Below are 18522 nucleotides of genomic sequence, written 5' to 3'. Positions count from 1 at the left end.
CTATCATATCACAAATCTGGCTCCAGGTAAAATTTCGACGGAAATAAAATTTTAAGAAAATATGTTCTTTCATTTTCTACAAATTGTGTTATACTTGTGCGTAGAATACAATATTATGAATTTTAGGTGAGAAAAATGAGCGAATTAAACAGAAGTTCTTCCAGAAGAAGGACATCGAATTCAGGAGGCAGAAGGGAGGCTTCTTCCCGCTCTGGAAGGGCAGGTTCTTCACATTCCGCCGCATCCAGAAACCGAGCTGGTCATGGTACGCCGAATTATTCCTACAGCGCCAGAAACATGCACAACAGAAGACGGCGCAGAAACCGAGATTTTACTCAGTGGATAGTATATGGAGTGGCCCTGATCGTAATCATTCTGGCTGTGGTTCTCCTTGTGAGAGGGTGCAGCGGAGGAACAGACGCTCTTGAGAGTACGGAAGGATCTTCGGCGGCCGGGGAGGCGGCAGAGGGCGGAATCACTGTGGACGGTATTTCCATTGACGGGATGACCCAGGAGGAAGCAAGAGAGAAGATCCTTGATCAGTACGGCTGGGATATGAAGGTGACATACAATGACAAGGAAGCTTCTGTGGGAAATCTGCTGGAGGGCAGAGTGGACGAGCTGCTCGAGGAAATCTACGGGGGAAGCACAGAAACGACCTTTGAAGTCAACACGGATAACCTGCTGGATGCAGCCAAGGCTGAGGCGTCCCTGATTGCAGGGAACTGGAACATGGTCGCCAAAAACGGCGGTATTTCAGGATACAATAAAGAAACTGGAAAGTTTGAGTTTGAAGAGGGAACAAAGGGAGCTGTCATCGACCAGGACAGGCTGGCCGAGGACATTGTGAAAGCTGTCGGGAACAAAGATTATAAGGCTGTGATTGAGGCCCAGGTAAAGGAAGTGGAGCCGGAACTGACCGCGGCTCAGCTCGAGGAGAAATATACCACGATTGGAACCTACACCACCACAGCCACAAATAATAAAAACAGGAATCAGAATCTGAAGCTCTGCACGGAGGCGATTAATGGAACGATCGTGAACCCGGGCCAGGAGTTCTCATTTAATGAGACTACAGGACCGCGTTCCACAGAGAAGGGCTATCAGCCGGCTACGGCATATCTGAACGGTGAGGTAATTCAGGAACCGGGCGGCGGCGTGTGTCAGGTTTCTTCCACTCTCTACAATGCAGTCATCTTTGCAGGACTGAAAAGTACAGAGCGCCATGCGCACAGCTACGAGCCTTCCTATGTGACTCCGGGCGAGGACGCGGCAGTCAGCTACGGCGGGCCGGATTTCCGGTTTGTAAATAATTCGGACTATCCTGTGGCCATCAGAGCCAGCTTTTCCGACCAGAAGGTGACCTGCTCCATTTACGGAATACCGGTTCTGGAGAGCGGTGTGAAGGTACGTATGGAATCTGAGAAAACAGCGGAGCTGGATCCGCCCGCGCCGACCTATGAGGAGGATCAGACACTTCAGCCTGATCAGGAAAAGGTTGTAAAGCAGCCAACACCGGGAAGCAGGTGGAGTACAGACCTTGTAACCTACAAGGACGGTGAGGAGATCAGCAGAATTGATTTCCACAACAGCGTTTACAGAGGAAAGGCCGCGATTATCAAAAGAAATACTTCAGGTGTTGTGCTGACAACAGAAGCTCCTACAGAGTCTGCAGCAGCAGACAGTACAGAGGCATCTGCAGGGTCTGCAGACAGCACAGCGGCATCTACAGAGGCGGCGGAGAATCCAGCAGGTCCAGGAAGCCCGGCGGGAGAAGGTCCGGCAGTGGGAGAGACAGTTCCGGCTAATCCCGAAAGCCAGGTACCGGAGGGAGGGCAGACACCGTCCCCTGGTCCGACAGTGCCGGCTGGTCCGGATTCACCGGCAGAAGGACCGGCGGGAAATTAAAATTGCAGGCAGGTTTTAAACATCAGCCAAAAAAGGAGGAGAAGCAGTGCTGCGTACACGGCTTCTCCTCCTTTTTTGGATTGTTTCTAATTAAGTACGCGGGAATCGTCCTTTTTCGTTTGCATTTTAACAAAAACTTGGTATAATATTTAGCAGGAAATATTCCCGAGAGGGAAGTATCTCATAAATATTTCACATTTAATAGGAGGAATATTCACATGGCAAGAAAAATGAAGACCATGGATGGTAACCATGCAGCAGCTCATGCTTCCTATGCATATACAGATGTTGCAGCCATCTATCCGATTACCCCTTCTTCTCCTATGGCAGAAGCCACAGACGAGTGGGCAACAGACGGAAGGACAAATATCTTCGGACAGAAGGTACAGATCACTGAGATGCAGTCTGAAGCCGGTGCAGCAGGTGCTGTACATGGTTCTCTGGTAGCAGGCGCTCTGACCACTACCTACACAGCTTCCCAGGGACTTTTACTGATGATCCCGAACCTGTACAAGATTGCAGGAGAGCAGCTTCCGGGTGTATTTAATGTTTCTGCGCGTGCCGTTGCCACTCATGCATTAAATATTTTCGGCGATCATTCTGATATCTACGCCTGTCGTCAGACTGGATGCGCTATGCTGTGCGAGTCCAGCGTGCAGGAGGTTATGGACTTAACACCGGTTGCACATCTGGCAGCTATCAAGGGCAAGGTTCCGTTTATCAACTTCTTCGACGGATTCCGTACATCCCACGAGATCCAGAAGATCGAGACATGGGATTATGAGGATCTGAAGGATATGGCTGATATGGATGCTATCGACGAGTTCAGAAAGAACGCGTTAAATCCAAACCATCCATGCCAGAAAGGCTCTGCTCAGAACCCGGATATCTTCTTCCAGGTAAGAGAGGCCTGCAACCCGTACTATGAGGCTCTTCCGGCTATTGTTCAGGAGTACATGGACAAGGTTAACGAGAAGATCGGAACAGACTACAAGCTGTTCAACTACTACGGAGCACCGGATGCAGAGCACATCATCGTTGCCATGGGTTCCGTAAACGATACAATCGAGGAGACCATCGACTACCTGTTAAAGCAGGGACAGAAGGTGGGTGTTGTGAAGGTTCGTCTGTACAGACCATTCTGCACAGAGGCATTCATCAATGCAATTCCTGATACAGTTAAAAAGATCTCCGTTCTCGACAGAACAAAGGAGCCAGGTTCTCTCGGCGAACCGCTGTACCTGGATGTAGTTGCTGCCTTAAGAGGAAGCAAGTTCGGCGATGTGGAGATCTTCACAGGACGCTACGGCTTAGGTTCCAAAGATACAACTCCGGCTCAGATCGTAGCTGTATACAATAACACAGAGAAGCCGAAATTCACAATCGGTATTGTGGATGACGTTACAAACCTTTCTCTGGAACTGGGTGAGCCCCTTGTTACAACTCCAGAGGGAACCATCAACTGCAAGTTCTGGGGACTTGGAGCAGACGGTACTGTAGGCGCTAACAAGAACTCCATCAAGATCATCGGCGACAACACAGACATGTACGCTCAGGCTTACTTTGACTATGATTCCAAGAAGTCCGGCGGTATCACCATGTCCCACCTGCGCTTCGGCCATTCTCCGATTAAGTCTACCTATCTGATCCGCCGTGCGAACTTCGTAGCATGCCACAACCCGGCATACGTGCGCAAGTACAACATGGTTCAGGAGCTGGTTGACGGCGGTACATTCCTGTTAAACTGCCCATGGGATATGGAAGGCCTTGAGAAGCACCTTCCGGGACAGGTTAAGAGATACATTGCCGAGCACCATATCAAGTTCTACACCATCGACGGTGTGAAGCTGGGTATCGAGACAGGCATGGGCCCGACACGTATCAATACAATCCTTCAGTCTGCATTCTTCAAGCTGGCTGACATCATCCCGGCTGACAAGGCAAACGAGCTGATGAAGGCTGCTGCAAAGGCAACCTACGGCCGCAAGGGTGAGGACGTTGTTATGAAGAACTGGGCAGCTATCGACGCAGGCGCTCAGCACGTGGTAGAGGTTCAGGTTCCGGAGAGCTGGAAAAACTGCGAGGACGAGGGACTGGATATGACACACGCTACATCCGGACGCGAGGATGTTGTGAAGTTCGTCAACACCGTTCAGGCAGCTGTAAACGCTCAGGAAGGAAACAACCTGCCTGTATCCGCATTCGTAGACTATGTAGACGGTTCCACACCATCCGGTTCCTCTGCATATGAGAAGCGCGGTATCGCTGTAAATGTTCCGACATGGAATCCGGACAACTGTATCCAGTGTAACTTCTGTTCCTATGTCTGCCCGCACGCTGTTATCCGTCCAATCGCCATGACAGACGCTGAGCTTGCAGCAGCTCCGGAGGGAACAAAGGCTCTTCCGATGACAGGTATGCCGGAGTACAAGTTCGCCATGACAATCTCCGCTCTTGACTGTACAGGATGCGGTTCCTGTGCAAATGTCTGCCCAGGAAAGAAGGGTGAGAAGGCCCTCACCATGAGCGCTCTGGACGCTAACCTCGGCGAGCAGAAGGTATTCGATTACGGCCAGACTCTGGACATCAAGGAAGATGTTATCGCCAAGTTCAAGGAGACAACAGTAAAGGGAAGCCAGTTCAAGCAGCCTCTCTTAGAGTTCTCCGGCGCATGTGCAGGATGTGGAGAGACACCGTACGCGAAGTTAATCACACAGCTCTTCGGTGACAGAATGTATATCTCCAACGCGACAGGATGTTCCTCTATCTGGGGTAACTCTTCACCGTCCACACCATACACAGTAAACAAGCAGGGACGCGGTCCGGCCTGGGACAACTCTCTGTTCGAGGACAACGCTGAGTTTGGTTACGGTATGTTATTAGCTCAGAACGCAATCCGTGACGGATTAAAGACAAAGGTTGAGGGCATCGTTGCAGGCGCTGAGGCTTCCGAGGAAGTGAAGGCTGCATGCAGGGAGTGGCTTGACACATACAACGTAGGCGCATTAAACGGCGCTGCTACAGATAAGATGGTAGCCGCTTTAGAGGGAATTGACTGCCCGGTTTGCAAGGAGATCGTAAAGAACAAAGATTTCCTCGGCAAGAAGTCCCAGTGGGTATTCGGCGGTGACGGATGGGCTTACGATATCGGATTCGGCGGTGTTGACCACGTTCTCGCTTCCGGCAAGGACATCAACATCATGGTATTCGATACAGAGGTTTACTCCAACACAGGCGGACAGTCCTCCAAGGCTACACCAACAGGTGCTGTGGCACAGTTCGCAGCAGGCGGAAAGGATGTTAAGAAGAAGGATCTGGCTTCTATCGCTATGAGCTACGGCTATGTATACGTAGCACAGATCTCCATGGGTGCTGACTACAACCAGACTGTAAAGGCTCTGGCTGAGGCTGAGGCATATCCGGGACCATCCTTAATTATCGCTTACGCTCCATGTATCAACCATGGTATCAAGAAGGGTATGAGCAAGGCTCAGACAGAGGAGAAGCTGGCTGTAGAGTGCGGTTACTGGCACAACTTCCGCTTCAACCCGGCTGCTGAGAAGAAGTTCTCCTTAGACAGCAAGGCTCCGACAGGAGACTACCAGGAGTTCTTAAAGGGCGAGGTTCGTTACGCATCTCTGGCTCTGAAGAATCCGGAGAGAGCAAAAGAGCTGTCTGCAAAGAACGAGGAAGAGGCAAAGGCAAGATACTCTTACCTGACCAAGCTCGTTACACTGTACGGAAACGACTAATTAAAAGGGTACGTTCAATCAATATCAGATTTAAGCTGCCGGCGGGGGATTTTTCCTCCGCCGGTTTGCATACAGAATCCTTATCCATACAGCTTAGCCTTGCAGAATCCTGCAAAAGATTCTGCAAAAAAACTTTGCAAAATCCTGTTATCTGTGAGACAATGAAAATGCCAGGACGAGAGCAGGATTTTCTGTTTCGAGTCTGTGCATTGCTGCTGCCAGCCCGGTCTGCATTTTTTCTGAATTTTTTTCTGTTCCTGAACCTCTTTTCTTCAGCATTCAGCAATTTTTCAACAGTTTTTTATCTCTGGCAATTTCTTATTTTACGAATCTTATCATTTTCACTGATTTCTTAATTTTTCATTGATTTCTTTTTATGACGTTCCATTCTATTATCTATAACAGAAGTTTCCATACCGGGAAGCCTCCAGACCGAGAAGGTTTCGAATGGATTGTCTGGCAAATCGATCATTCAGTTTCAGAGGCCCGCATCACATCACGGCGGGGGAAGGGAGTATGTATTTTGTTCAGCAAGACAGTGAGCTGCGGCATACGCGGCGTAGAGGGGTATCTGGTTGCCATTGAGACGGATATGAGCAGCGGGATTCCGTCGTTCAACATGGTGGGTTACCTGTCAGAGGAGGTGAGAGAGGCGCAGGAGAGGGTGAGAACTGCCCTGAGAAATTCCGGTGTGCTTCTGCCGCCCAGGAGAATTACGGTGAATCTGTCACCGGCAGGAGTCAGAAAGGAGGGAACAGCCTTTGATCTGGCCATAGCGGCCTCAGTGCTGTGCTGCCTGGAGGAGGAACTTGAAAAGACGGCCTCAGGAGCCGTATTTCTGGGTGAGCTCGGCCTGAACGGGGAGGTGAAGCCGGTCAATGGGATTCTCCCGCGGGTCTACTGTGCCAGGCAGGCGGGGTTCTCCCGCTGCTTTGTGCCGGAGAGGAATGTGAGAGAGGGAACTGTGGTGGAGGGAATAGAGATCGTGGGAGTTTCCAGTCTCGGCGGCCTTGCAAAGCTTCTGCGCAGGCCGGAGAACATCCGCGGGCAGTGGTTCTCCAGGGAAGTGTTTGAAAAGGAGGAAGAGACGGGGGAGGAGGCCTTCCCTGATTATGCAGATATATGCGGGCAGATTACGGTAAAGCGCGCCATGGAGATGGCTGCGGCGGGAAAGCACAGCTGCCTGCTCATCGGCCCTGCCGGAACAGGAAAGACCATGGCGGCCAAACGGCTCCCCTCAATTCTTCCTGCTGTAACCTTTGAGGAGGCCATAGAGGTATCGAAGGTGTACAGTATCTGCGGCCTGCTGCCGGAGGAGCTTCCTCTTATGACCCGCAGGCCGTTTCGGGCGCCTCACCACAGCATCACGGCCCAGTCCCTAGCCGGAGGCGGGAGAAATCCCAGGCCCGGGGAGATCTCTCTGGCTTCGGGAGGTGTCCTGTTTCTCGATGAGCTGACGGAATTTCCGGCAAGGATTCTGGATCTGCTGAGGCAGCCTCTGGAGGAGAGACGGATTACCGTGTCGAGGCTGAATGGAAGCGTGGAGTTTCCGGCGGATTTTATGCTGATCTGCGCCATGAACCCATGCCGCTGCGGCCATTATCCGGACAAGAGCCGCTGTACCTGCACGGAAGCGCAGATCAGAAGGTATCTGAGCAGGGTGTCCGGGCCGTTTCTCGATCGGATTGATCTGGGAGTGGAGGTGCCTGCCGTGTCCTACAGCGATCTGCGGGGGCAGGACGGCGCGAAACAGAAGGAGGCGGAGGAATGTTCAGCCTCAATGAAAAAACGCGTGGAAAGAGCCAGAAACATGCAGAAGGAGCGCTTCAAGGGCATGGCCATCCGGTTTAACAGTGAGATGGGGCCTGCGGAAACAGAAGAATTCTGCCGGCTCAGGCCGGAGGACGAAAAATTCCTTCAGGCTGTATACAGAAGCTACGGCTTCAGCGCGAGAGGGCTTGAGAAGATACTCAAGGCGGCCCGCACAGCCGCTGATCTGGACGGAGAGAGGCAGATTGGACGCGTGCATCTGAGCGAGGCTGTGTCCTACAGGAGCTTTGAAAAAAGATATTGGGGGTTTCGGAAATGACAGAAAAGGAATATCTCTACTGGCTGTGCCATGTGCCAGGGCTGAGGGCCGAAAAAATGGAGCGCCTCCTGAATGAGACGGGAGGATTCAGAAGCATATATTATATGAAGGAACAGGAGCTTAAGGCCTGTCACTTCCTGACGGCCAGAGAGAGGGGAGCGATCCTTTCAGAAAAAAGGAATCTGGAGTCCTGCACAGAAGAATATCATAGGCTCAGGGAGAGGGGAATAGACTTTATCACAATCTACGACAGCGGCTATCCTGAGCGGCTCAGAGAGCTTCCGGGCATGCCTCTGGGGCTGTTCGTAAAGGGAAGGCTGCCGGAGGATCAGAGGCCTTCGGCAGCTGTCATAGGAGCGAGGGGATGCAGCTACTATGGAAGGGAGGAGGCCAGGTACCTGTCCAGAGAGCTGGCCAGAGCGGGAGTTCAGGTGGTGAGCGGACTGGCTCTGGGAATCGACGGGGCAGGGCATGGGGGAGCGCTGGAGGCAGGCGGGGACACTTACGGGATTCTCGGCTGCGGGATCGACATCTGCTATCCGAGAGAGCATACGGAGCTGGCTGAGCGGATAGGGCTGCAGGGTGGGCTGATCACGGAGTTTGTGCCGAAAACACCGCCGTACCCCGCCAATTTTCCCATGAGAAACAGGATTATCAGCGGCCTTTCCGATCTGGTGATCGTGGTGGAGGCCAGGAAAAGGAGCGGTTCCCTGATTACGGCAGGTCTGGCTCTGGAGCAGGGAAGGGATGTGTTTGCAGTTCCAGGACGCGTTACCGATCCCTTAAGCGCCGGCTGCAATGAGCTAATACAGTCCGGCGCCGGGCTTCTCATGACGCCGGAGGATGTGCTGAACCTTCTGGGCATGAAAAGTGAAAAAAACGGGAAGATTATGAAAAAAACTGAAAATGGTCTTGTCAAGAACGAGAAAATGGTGTATAGTTGCCTAGATTTACAACCGAAGCATCTGGAACAGATTGTGACGGAGAGCGGGCTGCCTGCCGGGGAATGTACGGCAGTCCTTTTAAAACTGGAACTGGACGGATTCGCCGTCCAGACATCAAACCAGTATTACGTTAGGAAATTCAGGTAGGAGTTGGCTATGGCTAAAAATTTGGTAATTGTGGAGTCACCGGCAAAGGTGAAGACGATCAAGAAATTTCTCGGTTCAAATTATGAGGTGGACGCTTCCAACGGGCATGTGAGGGATATGCCCAAAAGCCAGATGGGGATTGACATTGAACATGGCTATGAACCGAAATATATTACCATCCGGGGCAAGGGGGACATTCTGGCAAAGCTCAGAAAAGAAGTAAAAAAGGCAGACAAGATTTATCTGGCTACTGACCCTGATCGGGAGGGAGAGGCGATTTCCTGGCATCTTTCCAAGGCTCTGAAGCTGGAGGACTGCAAAGATAAGAAGGTATACAGGATTACATTCAATGAGATCACGAAAAATGCCGTAAAGGCGGCTTTAAAGACGCCGAGGGCGATTGATATGAACCTGGTGGACGCCCAGCAGGCAAGACGCGTTCTGGACCGCATGATCGGCTATCGGATCAGCCCGCTTCTCTGGGCGAAGGTAAAGAGAGGGCTGAGTGCGGGCCGCGTGCAGTCAGTGGCGCTGCGCATGATCTGCGACAGGGAGGAAGAGATCAGCTCCTTTATCCCGGAGGAATACTGGAATCTGGAAGCAAAACTCAAGGCAAAAGGCTCAAAGAAAAAGCTGACAGCCAAATTTTACGGAACCAGGGAGGGCCGTATGGCCATCCACAAAAAAGAGGAGCTGGAAGCTGTCACAGCAGCTCTTGAGGGAGCCCAGTATACGGTGGATGAAGTAAAGACAGGGGAGAGAGTGAAGAAGGCTCCGATCCCGTTTACCACCAGCACGCTTCAGCAGGAGGCGTCCAAGACCCTTAATTTCTCCACCCAGAAAACCATGAGGCTTGCCCAGCAGCTTTACGAGGGCGTGGATATTGAGGGAAAGGGAACCATAGGACTTATCACCTATCTGCGTACAGACTCCACCCGTGTCGCCGAGGAGGCCGACAAGACAGCCAGGGAGTTTATCGAAGAGAAATATGGAAAACAGTATGTATCCACAGAGGAAGCGGTGAAAAAGGGAGGAGCCAAGATTCAGGACGCCCACGAGGCTATCCGTCCCACAGACATCTCCCTGACTCCTGCCGTGGTGAAGGAATCTCTGGCGAGGGATCTGTTCCGCCTGTACCAGCTGATCTGGAAGCGGTTTGCGGCCAGCCGGATGCAGGCTGCCGTGTATGAGACCACATCCGTCCGCGTGGCAGCCGGGTATGCAGGCGGAGAATACCTTTTTACTCTGTCTGCCTCCAAGCTGAAATTTGACGGCTTTATGTCTGTCTACGTGCAGGAGGATGAGAAGGAGGAGAGCACAGTCCTCTCAGAAAAGCTGGAGAAAGGCGATGTGCTTGCATGCGAGGCTCTTGAGAGCAGTCAGCATTTTACTCAGCCGCCGGCCCACTACACAGAGGCATCTCTGGTAAAGGCTCTTGAGGAGCAGGGGATTGGCCGCCCCAGTACCTATGCGCCGACGATCACAACCATCCTTGCAAGGCGGTATGTGGTGAAGGAGAATAAAAACCTCTATGTGACAGAGTTAGGCGAAGTAGTCAACCGCATGATGAAGAAGGCGTTTCCGAGCATTGTGGACACTGCCTTTACCGCCAATATGGAGTACCTGCTGGATCGGATCGGGGACGGCACGGTACAGTGGAAAACGGTTATTGAGAACTTCTATCCCGATTTGGAGGAGGCGGTGAAGGAGGCGGAAAAGAAGCTGGAGGCAGTGAAGATCGCTGATGAGGTCAGCGATGTGCCCTGTGACCTGTGCGGCCGGATGATGGTCATCAAATACGGTCCTCATGGGAAATTTCTGGCTTGCCCGGGCTTCCCGGAGTGCCGGAATACCAAGCCTTACCTGGAAAAGATTGGGGTCGCCTGTCCAAAGTGCGGAAAGGAGATTGTGATCCGCAAGACAAAGAAGGGCAGAAAGTATTACGGATGTGAGAATAACCCGGAGTGCGACTTCATGTCATGGCAGAAGCCCTCTGCTGAGCGCTGCCCGGAGTGCGGCGGTCTGATGGTGGAGAAGGGCAACAAACTCCTGTGCACCAATAAGGAGTGCGGCTATGTAAAGACGAAGGAAAACAGACAGCAGCAGGAATAGATGATCGGCAGGCAGGTTCCCTGAACGGTACCTGCCTGTTTTGTGCCGAAGAAGCCAATGCGCTGCAGCAGACAGCCCTGGTATGGAGGAGCCGCCAGGGGAGGGCGGAGATGCTTTAAACTGAGAGTTGAAAGCCAGCTCGGTGATTGTTCAGAATGCTGTCAGGAAGAAAATGACCTGTGAAACATCTGCAGCTATACCAGCTACTAAAAAAAACTATTAAGAAAGTTGAAAAAACCAGAAAAACTCTTGTTATTAAAACAAAATCGTGTTACAATTTATTTGAGCAAGCAATAATTTTAAAATACTATGATTAAGAAAAGGAGGTAACTGGTAATGAGCGTTCAGTTGTTGGACAAAACAAGGAAAATTAACAAATTATTGCATAACAATCATTCACACAAGGTGGTATTCAACGACATCTGTGAAGTTCTCAGTGAGATTCTTCACTCGAATATTCTTGTCATCAGCAAGAAGGGAAAGGTTCTCGGAGTGGCTATCTGCCCGGGGATTGATGAGATCGAGGAGCTGATTGAGGATCAGGTAGGCGGCTTTGTTGACCATATGTTAAACGAGCGTCTTTTGAATGTATTGTCGACAAAAGAAAATGTGAATCTGGCAACTCTAGGCTTTGCAGAGGAAAACGTAAAGAAATATCAGGCGATTATCACGCCAATCGACATGTCGGGAGAGCGTCTGGGAACCCTGTTCATCTATAAGTCAGATGAGCAGTATGATATCGACGACATTATCCTGAGCGAGTACGGCACCACCGTAGTGGGCCTGGAGATGATGCGTTCCGTAAACGAGGAGAATGCTGAGGAGACAAGGAAGATTCAGATTGTTAAATCCGCCATCAGCACCTTATCCTTCTCTGAGCTTGAGGCAATCACACACATTTTCGATGAACTGGAAGGCAACGAGGGAATCCTGGTTGCAAGCAAGATTGCAGACAGAGTGGGAATTACAAGATCCGTAATCGTAAACGCGCTGCGCAAGTTTGAGAGCGCCGGCGTCATTGAGTCTCGTTCTTCCGGAATGAAGGGAACCTACATCAAGGTGCTTAACGATGTTGTATTTGATGAGCTGAAAGCCCTGAAGGCTGAGAACAAGTAAAACCAGTTATTCGTCAGTATTTATTTTTGAGAAACAGTTTCAGTATAAAGGCCCCGGATGGAGGCCGGACGATTTGCCGGCCGGATGCATCAGGGGCCTTTATCTGTTCTGAAACCCGGCTGCAGCTAGGAAAGAGTCCTCACAGAGTATCAGGAAAGCTTACTCTACAGTCACGGATTTTGCCAGATTTCTCGGCTTATCCACATCAAGGCCTCTGCCGAGAGACACATAGTAGGCAAAGAGCTGCAGAGGGATAATTGCCAGGGAGTTGGTGAAATATCGGTTCGTATTTGGAATATGGATGGTATAGTCGGCGACCTGATCGATCGCTGTATTATCCTCATTGGCCAGAGCCATGACGAAAGCTCCCCTTGTCTTGACTTCCACGATATTGCTTACAGTCTTCGGATAGAGGTGTGCCTGGGTCGCCAGAGCAACCACCAGGGTACCGTCCTCGATCAGCGAAATGGTTCCGTGCTTCAGCTCCCCGGCGGCGTAGGCCTCAGAGTGGATGTAGGAGATCTCCTTCAGTTTCAGCGACCCCTCCAGAGAGATGGCATAGTCGATTCCGCGTCCGATAAAGAAAATGTGATCCGCAGCCAGGTAACGGTTTGCAAAGCGCTGAACCAGCTCCCTGTCCTTCAGAATCTCCTCCATCTGTTCCGGCAGCTTCAGGAGAGCAGCGATGTACTCTGTGTATTCTTCGGGGGAGATGGTCTTTCTGACTTCTGCAAAGCGGAGAGCCAGGAGATAGAAGGCGGCCAGCTGGGCGCTGTAGGCCTTGGTGGTGGCTACAGAGATTTCCGGGCCTGCCCAGGTGTACATGACATTGTCAGCCTCTCTGGCAATGGAGCTTCCCACCACATTGACGATTCCCAGGACCCGCTGCCCGTTTTCATGGGCCTCCCTGAGGGCGGCCAGAGAGTCGGCAGTTTCGCCGGACTGGCTGACAACGACGACAAGGGTGCCCTCCTCGAAGATGGGGTTGCGGTAGCGGAACTCGGAAGCCAGATCTACCTCTACCGGGATGCGGGAAATACCCTCAAACACGTATTTCGCTGTGACGCCTGTGTGATAGGCGGAGCCGCAGGCCACGATCATAATTTTCCGGATGCGGGCGATCTCTTCGTCCGTCATGCCAAGCTCCTCTATGACTACCCTGCCGTCTCTGATGCGGGGAGTCAGGGTGTCGCGGACTGCTTTTGGCTGCTCATAGATCTCCTTCAGCATGAAATGCTCATAGCCGCCCTTTTCAGCTGCGTCAATATCCCACTCGATGGTCACAGGCTCCTTGGAGAGCTCCTCCTCGTCCATGTTAAAAAACCGGATTCCCTCCCTGGAGAGAACGGCGATCTCCTCGTTTTCCATATAGTAGACGCTTCTGGTATACTGGAGGATGGCCGGCACATCGGAGGCGATGAAATTTCCCTCTTCACTGCCTCCTACAATCAGAGGGCTGTCTTTTCTGGCGGCAAATATCTGCTCCGGGAAATCTCTGAACAGAATGCCCAGGGCATAGGAGCCTTCTACCTTCTGCATGACTTTTGTCAGGGCGGCCAGAGGGTTTCCTGCACACTTCCCTTTATAATAATAGTCGAGAAGGTGGGCCAGCACCTCTGTATCCGTCTCAGACAGGAACTCATAGCCGCGGCCGATGAGAGTCTGTTTCAGCTTGGCATAATTTTCGATAATTCCATTGTGTACCACCACAATGGAGCCATCCCTGTTGAAATGGGGATGGGCATTTACATCGGAGGGGCTTCCGTGTGTGGCCCAGCGCGTGTGACCGATGCCTGAAAGGCCGGGAAGGGTTTCGCCGTCGCGGGTCAGCTCCCTCAAGCGGTTTAAACGCCCGGTCACTTTTTCCATGACAATCTGTTTTCCGTTGTAGACGGCAATGCCTGCCGAATCATATCCCCTGTATTCCAGCTTGGAAAGTCCGTTCAGTAAAATGGGAGCGGCAGGCCTGCTGCCGATATAGCCAACGATTCCGCACATAATTTCAATACTCCTTTATTATTTAAAGTCTTATAAATCCGCAGTCTGCCGGGCCGGTGCCTGGGCGAAAGGGAAACAGGCAGCGCCATTTGCGAAAGCTCAGACAGAGCAGCCTGGACTGCCGGACTGTTTATCGTCGGGCTGGTAAGCCTCTCTGGTAACAGATTATAGGAGAATCACTTTTAGTGTCAATGAATTTCAGAAAATATTAAGAAAATAAAACGAATTTTTTTTCGGCGCCTGTCTGAAAGATGAGAAATCAGCCGCGTCCCACAGATAAAATGCTATAATCTTTCAAAGTCACCCGGAAATTGTTGCTTTACTTCTTGACAAATTCTGGAAACCAGTGTAAGATAAAAACAGTAATAATTACTAAAATAAAATATTTTAAACGGAGGGATTACCATGGAATTAAAGGGAAGCAAGACAGAACAGAACTTACAGACTGCATTTGCAGGAGAGTCACAGGCAAGAAACAAATATACATATTTCGCAAGTGTTGCAAAGAAGGAAGGCTATGAGCAGATTGCAGCCATCTTTGAGCAGACAGCCAACAATGAGAAGGAACATGCGAAGATGTGGTTTAAGGAACTCCACGGAATCGGCTCCACACCGGAGAACTTAAAGTCAGCTGCAGAGGGCGAGAACTATGAGTGGACAGACATGTACGCAACCTTTGCCAAGGAGGCAGAGGAGGAGGGCTTTACAGCTCTGGCAGCCAAGTTCAGAATGGTGGCTGAGATTGAGAAGACCCATGAGGAGAGATACTTAAAGCTCTTAAACAATGTTGAGATGCAGAAAGTATTTGAGAAGTCCGAGGAGACCATGTGGGAGTGCAGAAACTGCGGTCATCTTGTCATCGGAAAGAAGGCTCCGGAGGTATGTCCTGTATGTGCTCATCCACAGAGCTTCTTTGAAGTACGCAAGGAGAATTACTAAATAAGAACTGTCGATAAGAACTGCCGATGAAGGCGCCGGGTATGATGCAGGTTCTTATCTGTTCCGTCTGCTGAGGCTGTACAGAAATTGCAGGAGTTCAGCCATGTATCTTCTTGTCCGCTTGCAGCGGACAAGAGGCGCTGAGCGTTTGTTCTATGAAGATTCGGGCAGGAAAATTTTATGAAAGCACGCTTTCAACGCATTTTCCTGCCCGAATCCTCGCATGGCTGAATTGTTACCAGGAATTGTCTGAAAATAAAAAAACAGTTGACAAATCGGACAGAAAGGATTAAGATAATCACAACTTAAGCAGGAAACTGCATTCGAAAAAAGGAAAATTCAAAAGAGAATCCTAGAAAAGGCAGTGAAGAGAAGAGTAACAGGCTGATGCTTTCACAGAGAGTTCCCGTTTGGTGTGAGGGAATAAAGACAGGCATGTGAAGATGGTCTTAGAGCCGCACGGTCGAAGATTTTAGACCGCGACGGGAGCGCCCGTTACAGCGACAGAGTATAATCCGTTACGGCGGACGTACTTGATAAGGCCTGGCTGTGTGAGCAGCAGGTGAAATTAGGTGGTACCACGGGAGCAGTTGCCCTCGTCCTGATAGCAATATCAGGGCGGGGGTTTTTTTGGTTTTCTGAGAGGCAAAAAGCCTGAAGGGCAGGAGACCAATGAGGCAAAACAGAAGCTGTTTCCCAAGCGGCCTGTGCAGAGATTTGTTTGAGAGAGGAAAGGATGAGAGTCAATGATTCAGTTAGAGCATGTCAGCAAGACCTTTACCGCGTCTGCGGGAGACGTTCATGCGGTAAAGGACGTGAATCTTCAGATAGAGGAGGGGGAAATCTTCGGCATTATCGGTTTTTCGGGAGCGGGAAAATCGACGCTGGTGCGGTGCATCAATCTCCTTGAGCGCCCCACTCAGGGAAGGGTATTTGTGGACGGCGAGGAGCTGACGGCCATGGACTTAAAGCGCCTGCGCCAGGTGAGAAGAAAAATCGGAATGATTTTCCAGCACTTTAATCTCCTGCGCTCCAGAACCGTCTACCAGAATATTGCATTCCCCCTGAAAAAGAGCAGTCTTTCCAGGGAGGAGAAGGAAAAGAAGATTTCAGAGCTTCTGGAGCTGGTGGGACTTTCCGACAAGCGCGACGCCTATCCGTCTCAGCTTTCCGGAGGCCAGAAGCAGAGGGTGGCCATCGCCAGAGCCCTTGCAAACGATCCGAAGGTGCTTTTGTGTGACGAGGCCACCAGCGCCCTGGATCCGCAGACGACCCAGTCGATTTTAAAGCTGCTTAAGCAGGTCAATGAAAAGCTTGGAATCACCATCGTCCTTATCACCCATGAGATGGCTGTGGTGAAGGACATCTGTGACAGGGTGGCTGTGATGGAGAGAGGCTCTGTGGTGGAGGAAGGAGACACGGTTTCCGTGTTCAGCCATCCCAAGGAGGAGATGACGAAAAACTTCATCGACACGGCAAACAGTCTCTCAAAGATCCATGAGCTGATTGCGGAGGGACACAGCCTGACGGAGCTTAACCCGGGAGACAAGATGGTGCTTCTTACATACTCCGGCGGGAATGCAGGGGAACCGCTTATCTCGGCGATTTCCAGTAAGTTCGGGGTGAGCGCCAACATTATTTACGGAAACATTGACTATCTGAAGGGAAAGCCTCTCGGAAAACTGGTTGTCACCCTGTCAGGCGAAGAAGCGTCCATGAAGGATGCCATTGCATATATCCGCTCCCTGGGAGTAGAAATGGAGGTAATTAAGGAATGAGTTTTATTTACACCATAGCGCCGCACCTGGAAACGCTGGGCGGGGAGCTGATTACGAGTCTGTTTCAGACATTTCAGATGATTCTTGTATCGGGAGTGTTCGCCTTTTTCCTGGGAATTTTCTTCGGCGTGCTGCTGATCGCGACGAAAAGAGGAGGAATCATGCAGAATGTCGTGCTGTACCGGATTATTGACAAGGCCATTGACGTGATCCGCTCCATCCCCTTTATCATCCTGATGGTACTCTTGATTCCGGTGAGCCGGGCGATCGTGGGAACCGGCTCGGGAGTGAAGGGCGCCTATGTGGCTCTGATTGTGGGAACTGTCCCCTTCTTTGCAAGGCAGATCGAGTCAGTTCTGGCTGATGTGGATCGCGGGCTTATTGAGGCTAGCGAGGCCATGGGATTTTCACCGGTGGAGATGATTTTCAGCGTTTACTTAAAGGAGAGTATTCCCGGCATCACCCGCGTGACTATGATTACTTTTGTCAGTCTGGTGGGAATCACGGCCATGGCCGGAGCCATCGGAGCCGGAGGCCTCGGAGACTTCGCCATCCGCTACGGCTATCAGATGGGGTACACGGATATGAGCTGGGTGACGGTGATCATTATTCTCATTATTATCAGTGTGATCCAGTTTGTGGGAAATGTGATAATCAGGAAAACTACCCACTGATGCAGGACGATTCAAGATTTTTCCTTCCGCTTTTTTAGAAAAGTTCTATAGGCGGGGAAGAGATAAAGAAATTCAGAAGAGAGAAAAGGAGAATGATTATGAAAAAGACTTGGAAAAAGACAGCAGCAGTATTGACAGCGGCAGCAGCTGCATTTGCCCTCTACGGATGCTCCGGAAGCGGAAGCGCGGACACGGCGAACAAGGGCTCAGAGAGCGCAGGGGCAGAAAAAAGCGCCGAAGAGCCTACTGTAGTGGAGATCGGTGTGGTTGGAGAGTATAACGCTCAGTGGGATACGGTCAACGAGCTTCTGGCTCCGGAGAACATCCAGGTAAAGCTGGTGAAGTTCACAGACTACGCAGCCCCGAACAGAGCCCTCTCTGACGGAGAGATCGACCTGAATGCCTTCCAGACCAAGACCTATCTGGAAACAGATATGGCTCAGAAGGGGTATGACCTGACGGCAATCGGAGATACCATCATCGCTCCGTTAGCCATCTATAATAATAAGGATAAGGTTTCCTCCATTGAGGACATCAAGGACGGAGATACCATTGCCATTCCAAATGATCTGACAAACGGAGGAAGAGCCTTAAAGCTCTTAGAGCAGGCCGGACTCATCGAGTGCGATCCGGAGAAGGGCTTTGTTCCAACAAAGGCCGATATCACAAAGTACAACGTGCAGATCGAGATCATGGAGGCTGAGTCCGCTACCCTGGCAAATATTCTTCCGGACTGCGCAGCAGCCATCATCAACGGCGGAAATGCTTACACGGCAGGACTAAATCCGACTACAGACTCTATCTTCACAGAGGACGTAAATCCAGATACAAATACACAGGTTCCGGAGCTGGTCAATGTCATTGCAGCCCGCACAGAGGACAAGGATAACGAGGTGTACAAAAAGATCGTGGAGGCTTACCAGTCTCCTGAGGTAGAAAAGACCATCGAGGAGGCCTACCAGGGAGCTTTCCTGTGCGCATGGGAAGGCGCCGGAGAGGCTGACGCTCCTGAGTCAGAGGGAGCAGAGAGCCCGGAGACAGAGGCAGAAGCAGAGTAATTATTGT

Annotated in this window: 11 protein-coding genes and 1 other annotated feature; of the genes, 10 read left to right on the top strand and 1 reads right to left on the bottom strand. The window is 51.1% G+C overall.

The features are described 5' to 3' along the window. Positions 1–135 precede the first annotated feature (135 nt). From LK436_RS11295 to codY, 6 genes are all read left to right on the top strand, one after another. Positions 136–1908, top strand: a complete 1773-nt coding sequence (locus LK436_RS11295; RefSeq protein ID WP_015574101.1) for a VanW family protein — start codon at positions 136–138, stop codon at positions 1906–1908. Positions 1909–2126: 218 nt separating this feature from the next. Beyond that, the gene (gene nifJ / locus LK436_RS11290; RefSeq protein WP_008398464.1) at positions 2127–5660 is read left to right on the top strand and encodes a pyruvate:ferredoxin (flavodoxin) oxidoreductase; all 3534 of its coding nucleotides are present in this window, start codon (positions 2127–2129) and stop codon (positions 5658–5660) included. 523 nt (positions 5661–6183) lie between these two features. After that, positions 6184–7749, top strand: a complete 1566-nt coding sequence (locus tag LK436_RS11285; RefSeq protein ID WP_044931543.1) for a YifB family Mg chelatase-like AAA ATPase — start codon at positions 6184–6186, stop codon at positions 7747–7749. Continuing rightward, positions 7746–8840, top strand: coding sequence for a DNA-processing protein DprA (dprA, locus tag LK436_RS11280; protein WP_008398461.1), 1095 nt, complete (start codon positions 7746–7748; stop codon positions 8838–8840). The genes LK436_RS11285 and dprA overlap by 4 nt, the downstream gene beginning before the upstream one ends. A 9-nt stretch (positions 8841–8849) precedes the next feature. Continuing rightward, on the top strand, positions 8850–10952 hold the full coding sequence (gene topA / locus LK436_RS11275) for a type I DNA topoisomerase (protein ID WP_008398460.1): 2103 nt from the start codon (positions 8850–8852) through the stop codon (positions 10950–10952). 336 nt (positions 10953–11288) lie between these two features. Then, positions 11289–12068, top strand: coding sequence for a GTP-sensing pleiotropic transcriptional regulator CodY (gene codY / locus LK436_RS11270; RefSeq protein ID WP_008398458.1), 780 nt, complete (start codon positions 11289–11291; stop codon positions 12066–12068). A 159-nt stretch (positions 12069–12227) separates the two neighbouring features. On the opposite strand, the gene glmS is transcribed toward codY, so the two are convergent. Further along, complete coding sequence (gene glmS, locus LK436_RS11265; protein ID WP_008398456.1) at positions 12228–14066, bottom strand: glutamine--fructose-6-phosphate transaminase (isomerizing); 1839 nt, start codon at positions 14064–14066, stop codon at positions 12228–12230. 405 nt (positions 14067–14471) lie between these two features. On the opposite strand from glmS, the gene rbr reads away from it, so the two are divergent. From rbr to LK436_RS11245, 4 genes are all read left to right on the top strand, one after another. Next, positions 14472–15005: a rubrerythrin gene (gene rbr, locus LK436_RS11260; protein WP_008398455.1), complete on the top strand. Its 534-nt coding sequence runs from the start codon at positions 14472–14474 to the stop codon at positions 15003–15005. Between the two features lie 355 nt (positions 15006–15360). Then, positions 15361–15612, top strand: a binding site (T-box leader). 139 nt (positions 15613–15751) lie between these two features. Then, positions 15752–16783 carry a methionine ABC transporter ATP-binding protein gene (locus LK436_RS11255; RefSeq protein WP_008398451.1) on the top strand — a complete coding sequence of 344 codons (1032 nt, stop codon included), beginning with the start codon at positions 15752–15754 and terminating at the stop codon, positions 16781–16783. Beyond that, a complete protein-coding gene (locus LK436_RS11250; RefSeq protein ID WP_008398449.1) occupies positions 16780–17457 on the top strand; it encodes a methionine ABC transporter permease in 678 nt (225 codons plus the stop codon). The genes LK436_RS11255 and LK436_RS11250 overlap by 4 nt, the downstream gene beginning before the upstream one ends. Positions 17458–17555: 98 nt before the next feature. Next, the gene (locus LK436_RS11245) at positions 17556–18515 is read left to right on the top strand and encodes a MetQ/NlpA family ABC transporter substrate-binding protein (protein WP_021966469.1); all 960 of its coding nucleotides are present in this window, start codon (positions 17556–17558) and stop codon (positions 18513–18515) included. Positions 18516–18522: the final 7 nt, after the last annotated feature.

The sequence above is a fragment of the Clostridium sp. M62/1 genome (assembly GCF_020736365.1).
Lineage (GTDB): Bacteria > Bacillota > Clostridia > Lachnospirales > Lachnospiraceae > Otoolea > Otoolea saccharolyticum_A.
Note: the sequence above shows the minus strand (reverse complement) of the source record. Positions and strands in the feature narration are given on the sequence as shown.

What these genes read in the sequence shown, in the direction of transcription:
- LK436_RS11295 (WP_015574101.1), top strand. Translation starts at nt 136, where the DNA reads ATGAGCGAATTAAACAGAAGTTCTTCCAGAAGAAGGACATCGAATTCA.
- nifJ (WP_008398464.1), top strand. Translation starts at nt 2,127, where the DNA reads ATGGCAAGAAAAATGAAGACCATGGATGGTAACCATGCAGCAGCTCAT.
- dprA (WP_008398461.1), top strand. Translation starts at nt 7,746, where the DNA reads ATGACAGAAAAGGAATATCTCTACTGGCTGTGCCATGTGCCAGGGCTG.
- topA (WP_008398460.1), top strand. Translation starts at nt 8,850, where the DNA reads ATGGCTAAAAATTTGGTAATTGTGGAGTCACCGGCAAAGGTGAAGACG.
- codY (WP_008398458.1), top strand. Translation starts at nt 11,289, where the DNA reads ATGAGCGTTCAGTTGTTGGACAAAACAAGGAAAATTAACAAATTATTG.
- glmS (WP_008398456.1), bottom strand. Translation starts at nt 14,066, where the DNA reads ATGTGCGGAATCGTTGGCTATATCGGCAGCAGGCCTGCCGCTCCCATT.
- rbr (WP_008398455.1), top strand. Translation starts at nt 14,472, where the DNA reads ATGGAATTAAAGGGAAGCAAGACAGAACAGAACTTACAGACTGCATTT.
- LK436_RS11255 (WP_008398451.1), top strand. Translation starts at nt 15,752, where the DNA reads ATGATTCAGTTAGAGCATGTCAGCAAGACCTTTACCGCGTCTGCGGGA.
- LK436_RS11250 (WP_008398449.1), top strand. Translation starts at nt 16,780, where the DNA reads ATGAGTTTTATTTACACCATAGCGCCGCACCTGGAAACGCTGGGCGGG.
- LK436_RS11245 (WP_021966469.1), top strand. Translation starts at nt 17,556, where the DNA reads ATGAAAAAGACTTGGAAAAAGACAGCAGCAGTATTGACAGCGGCAGCA.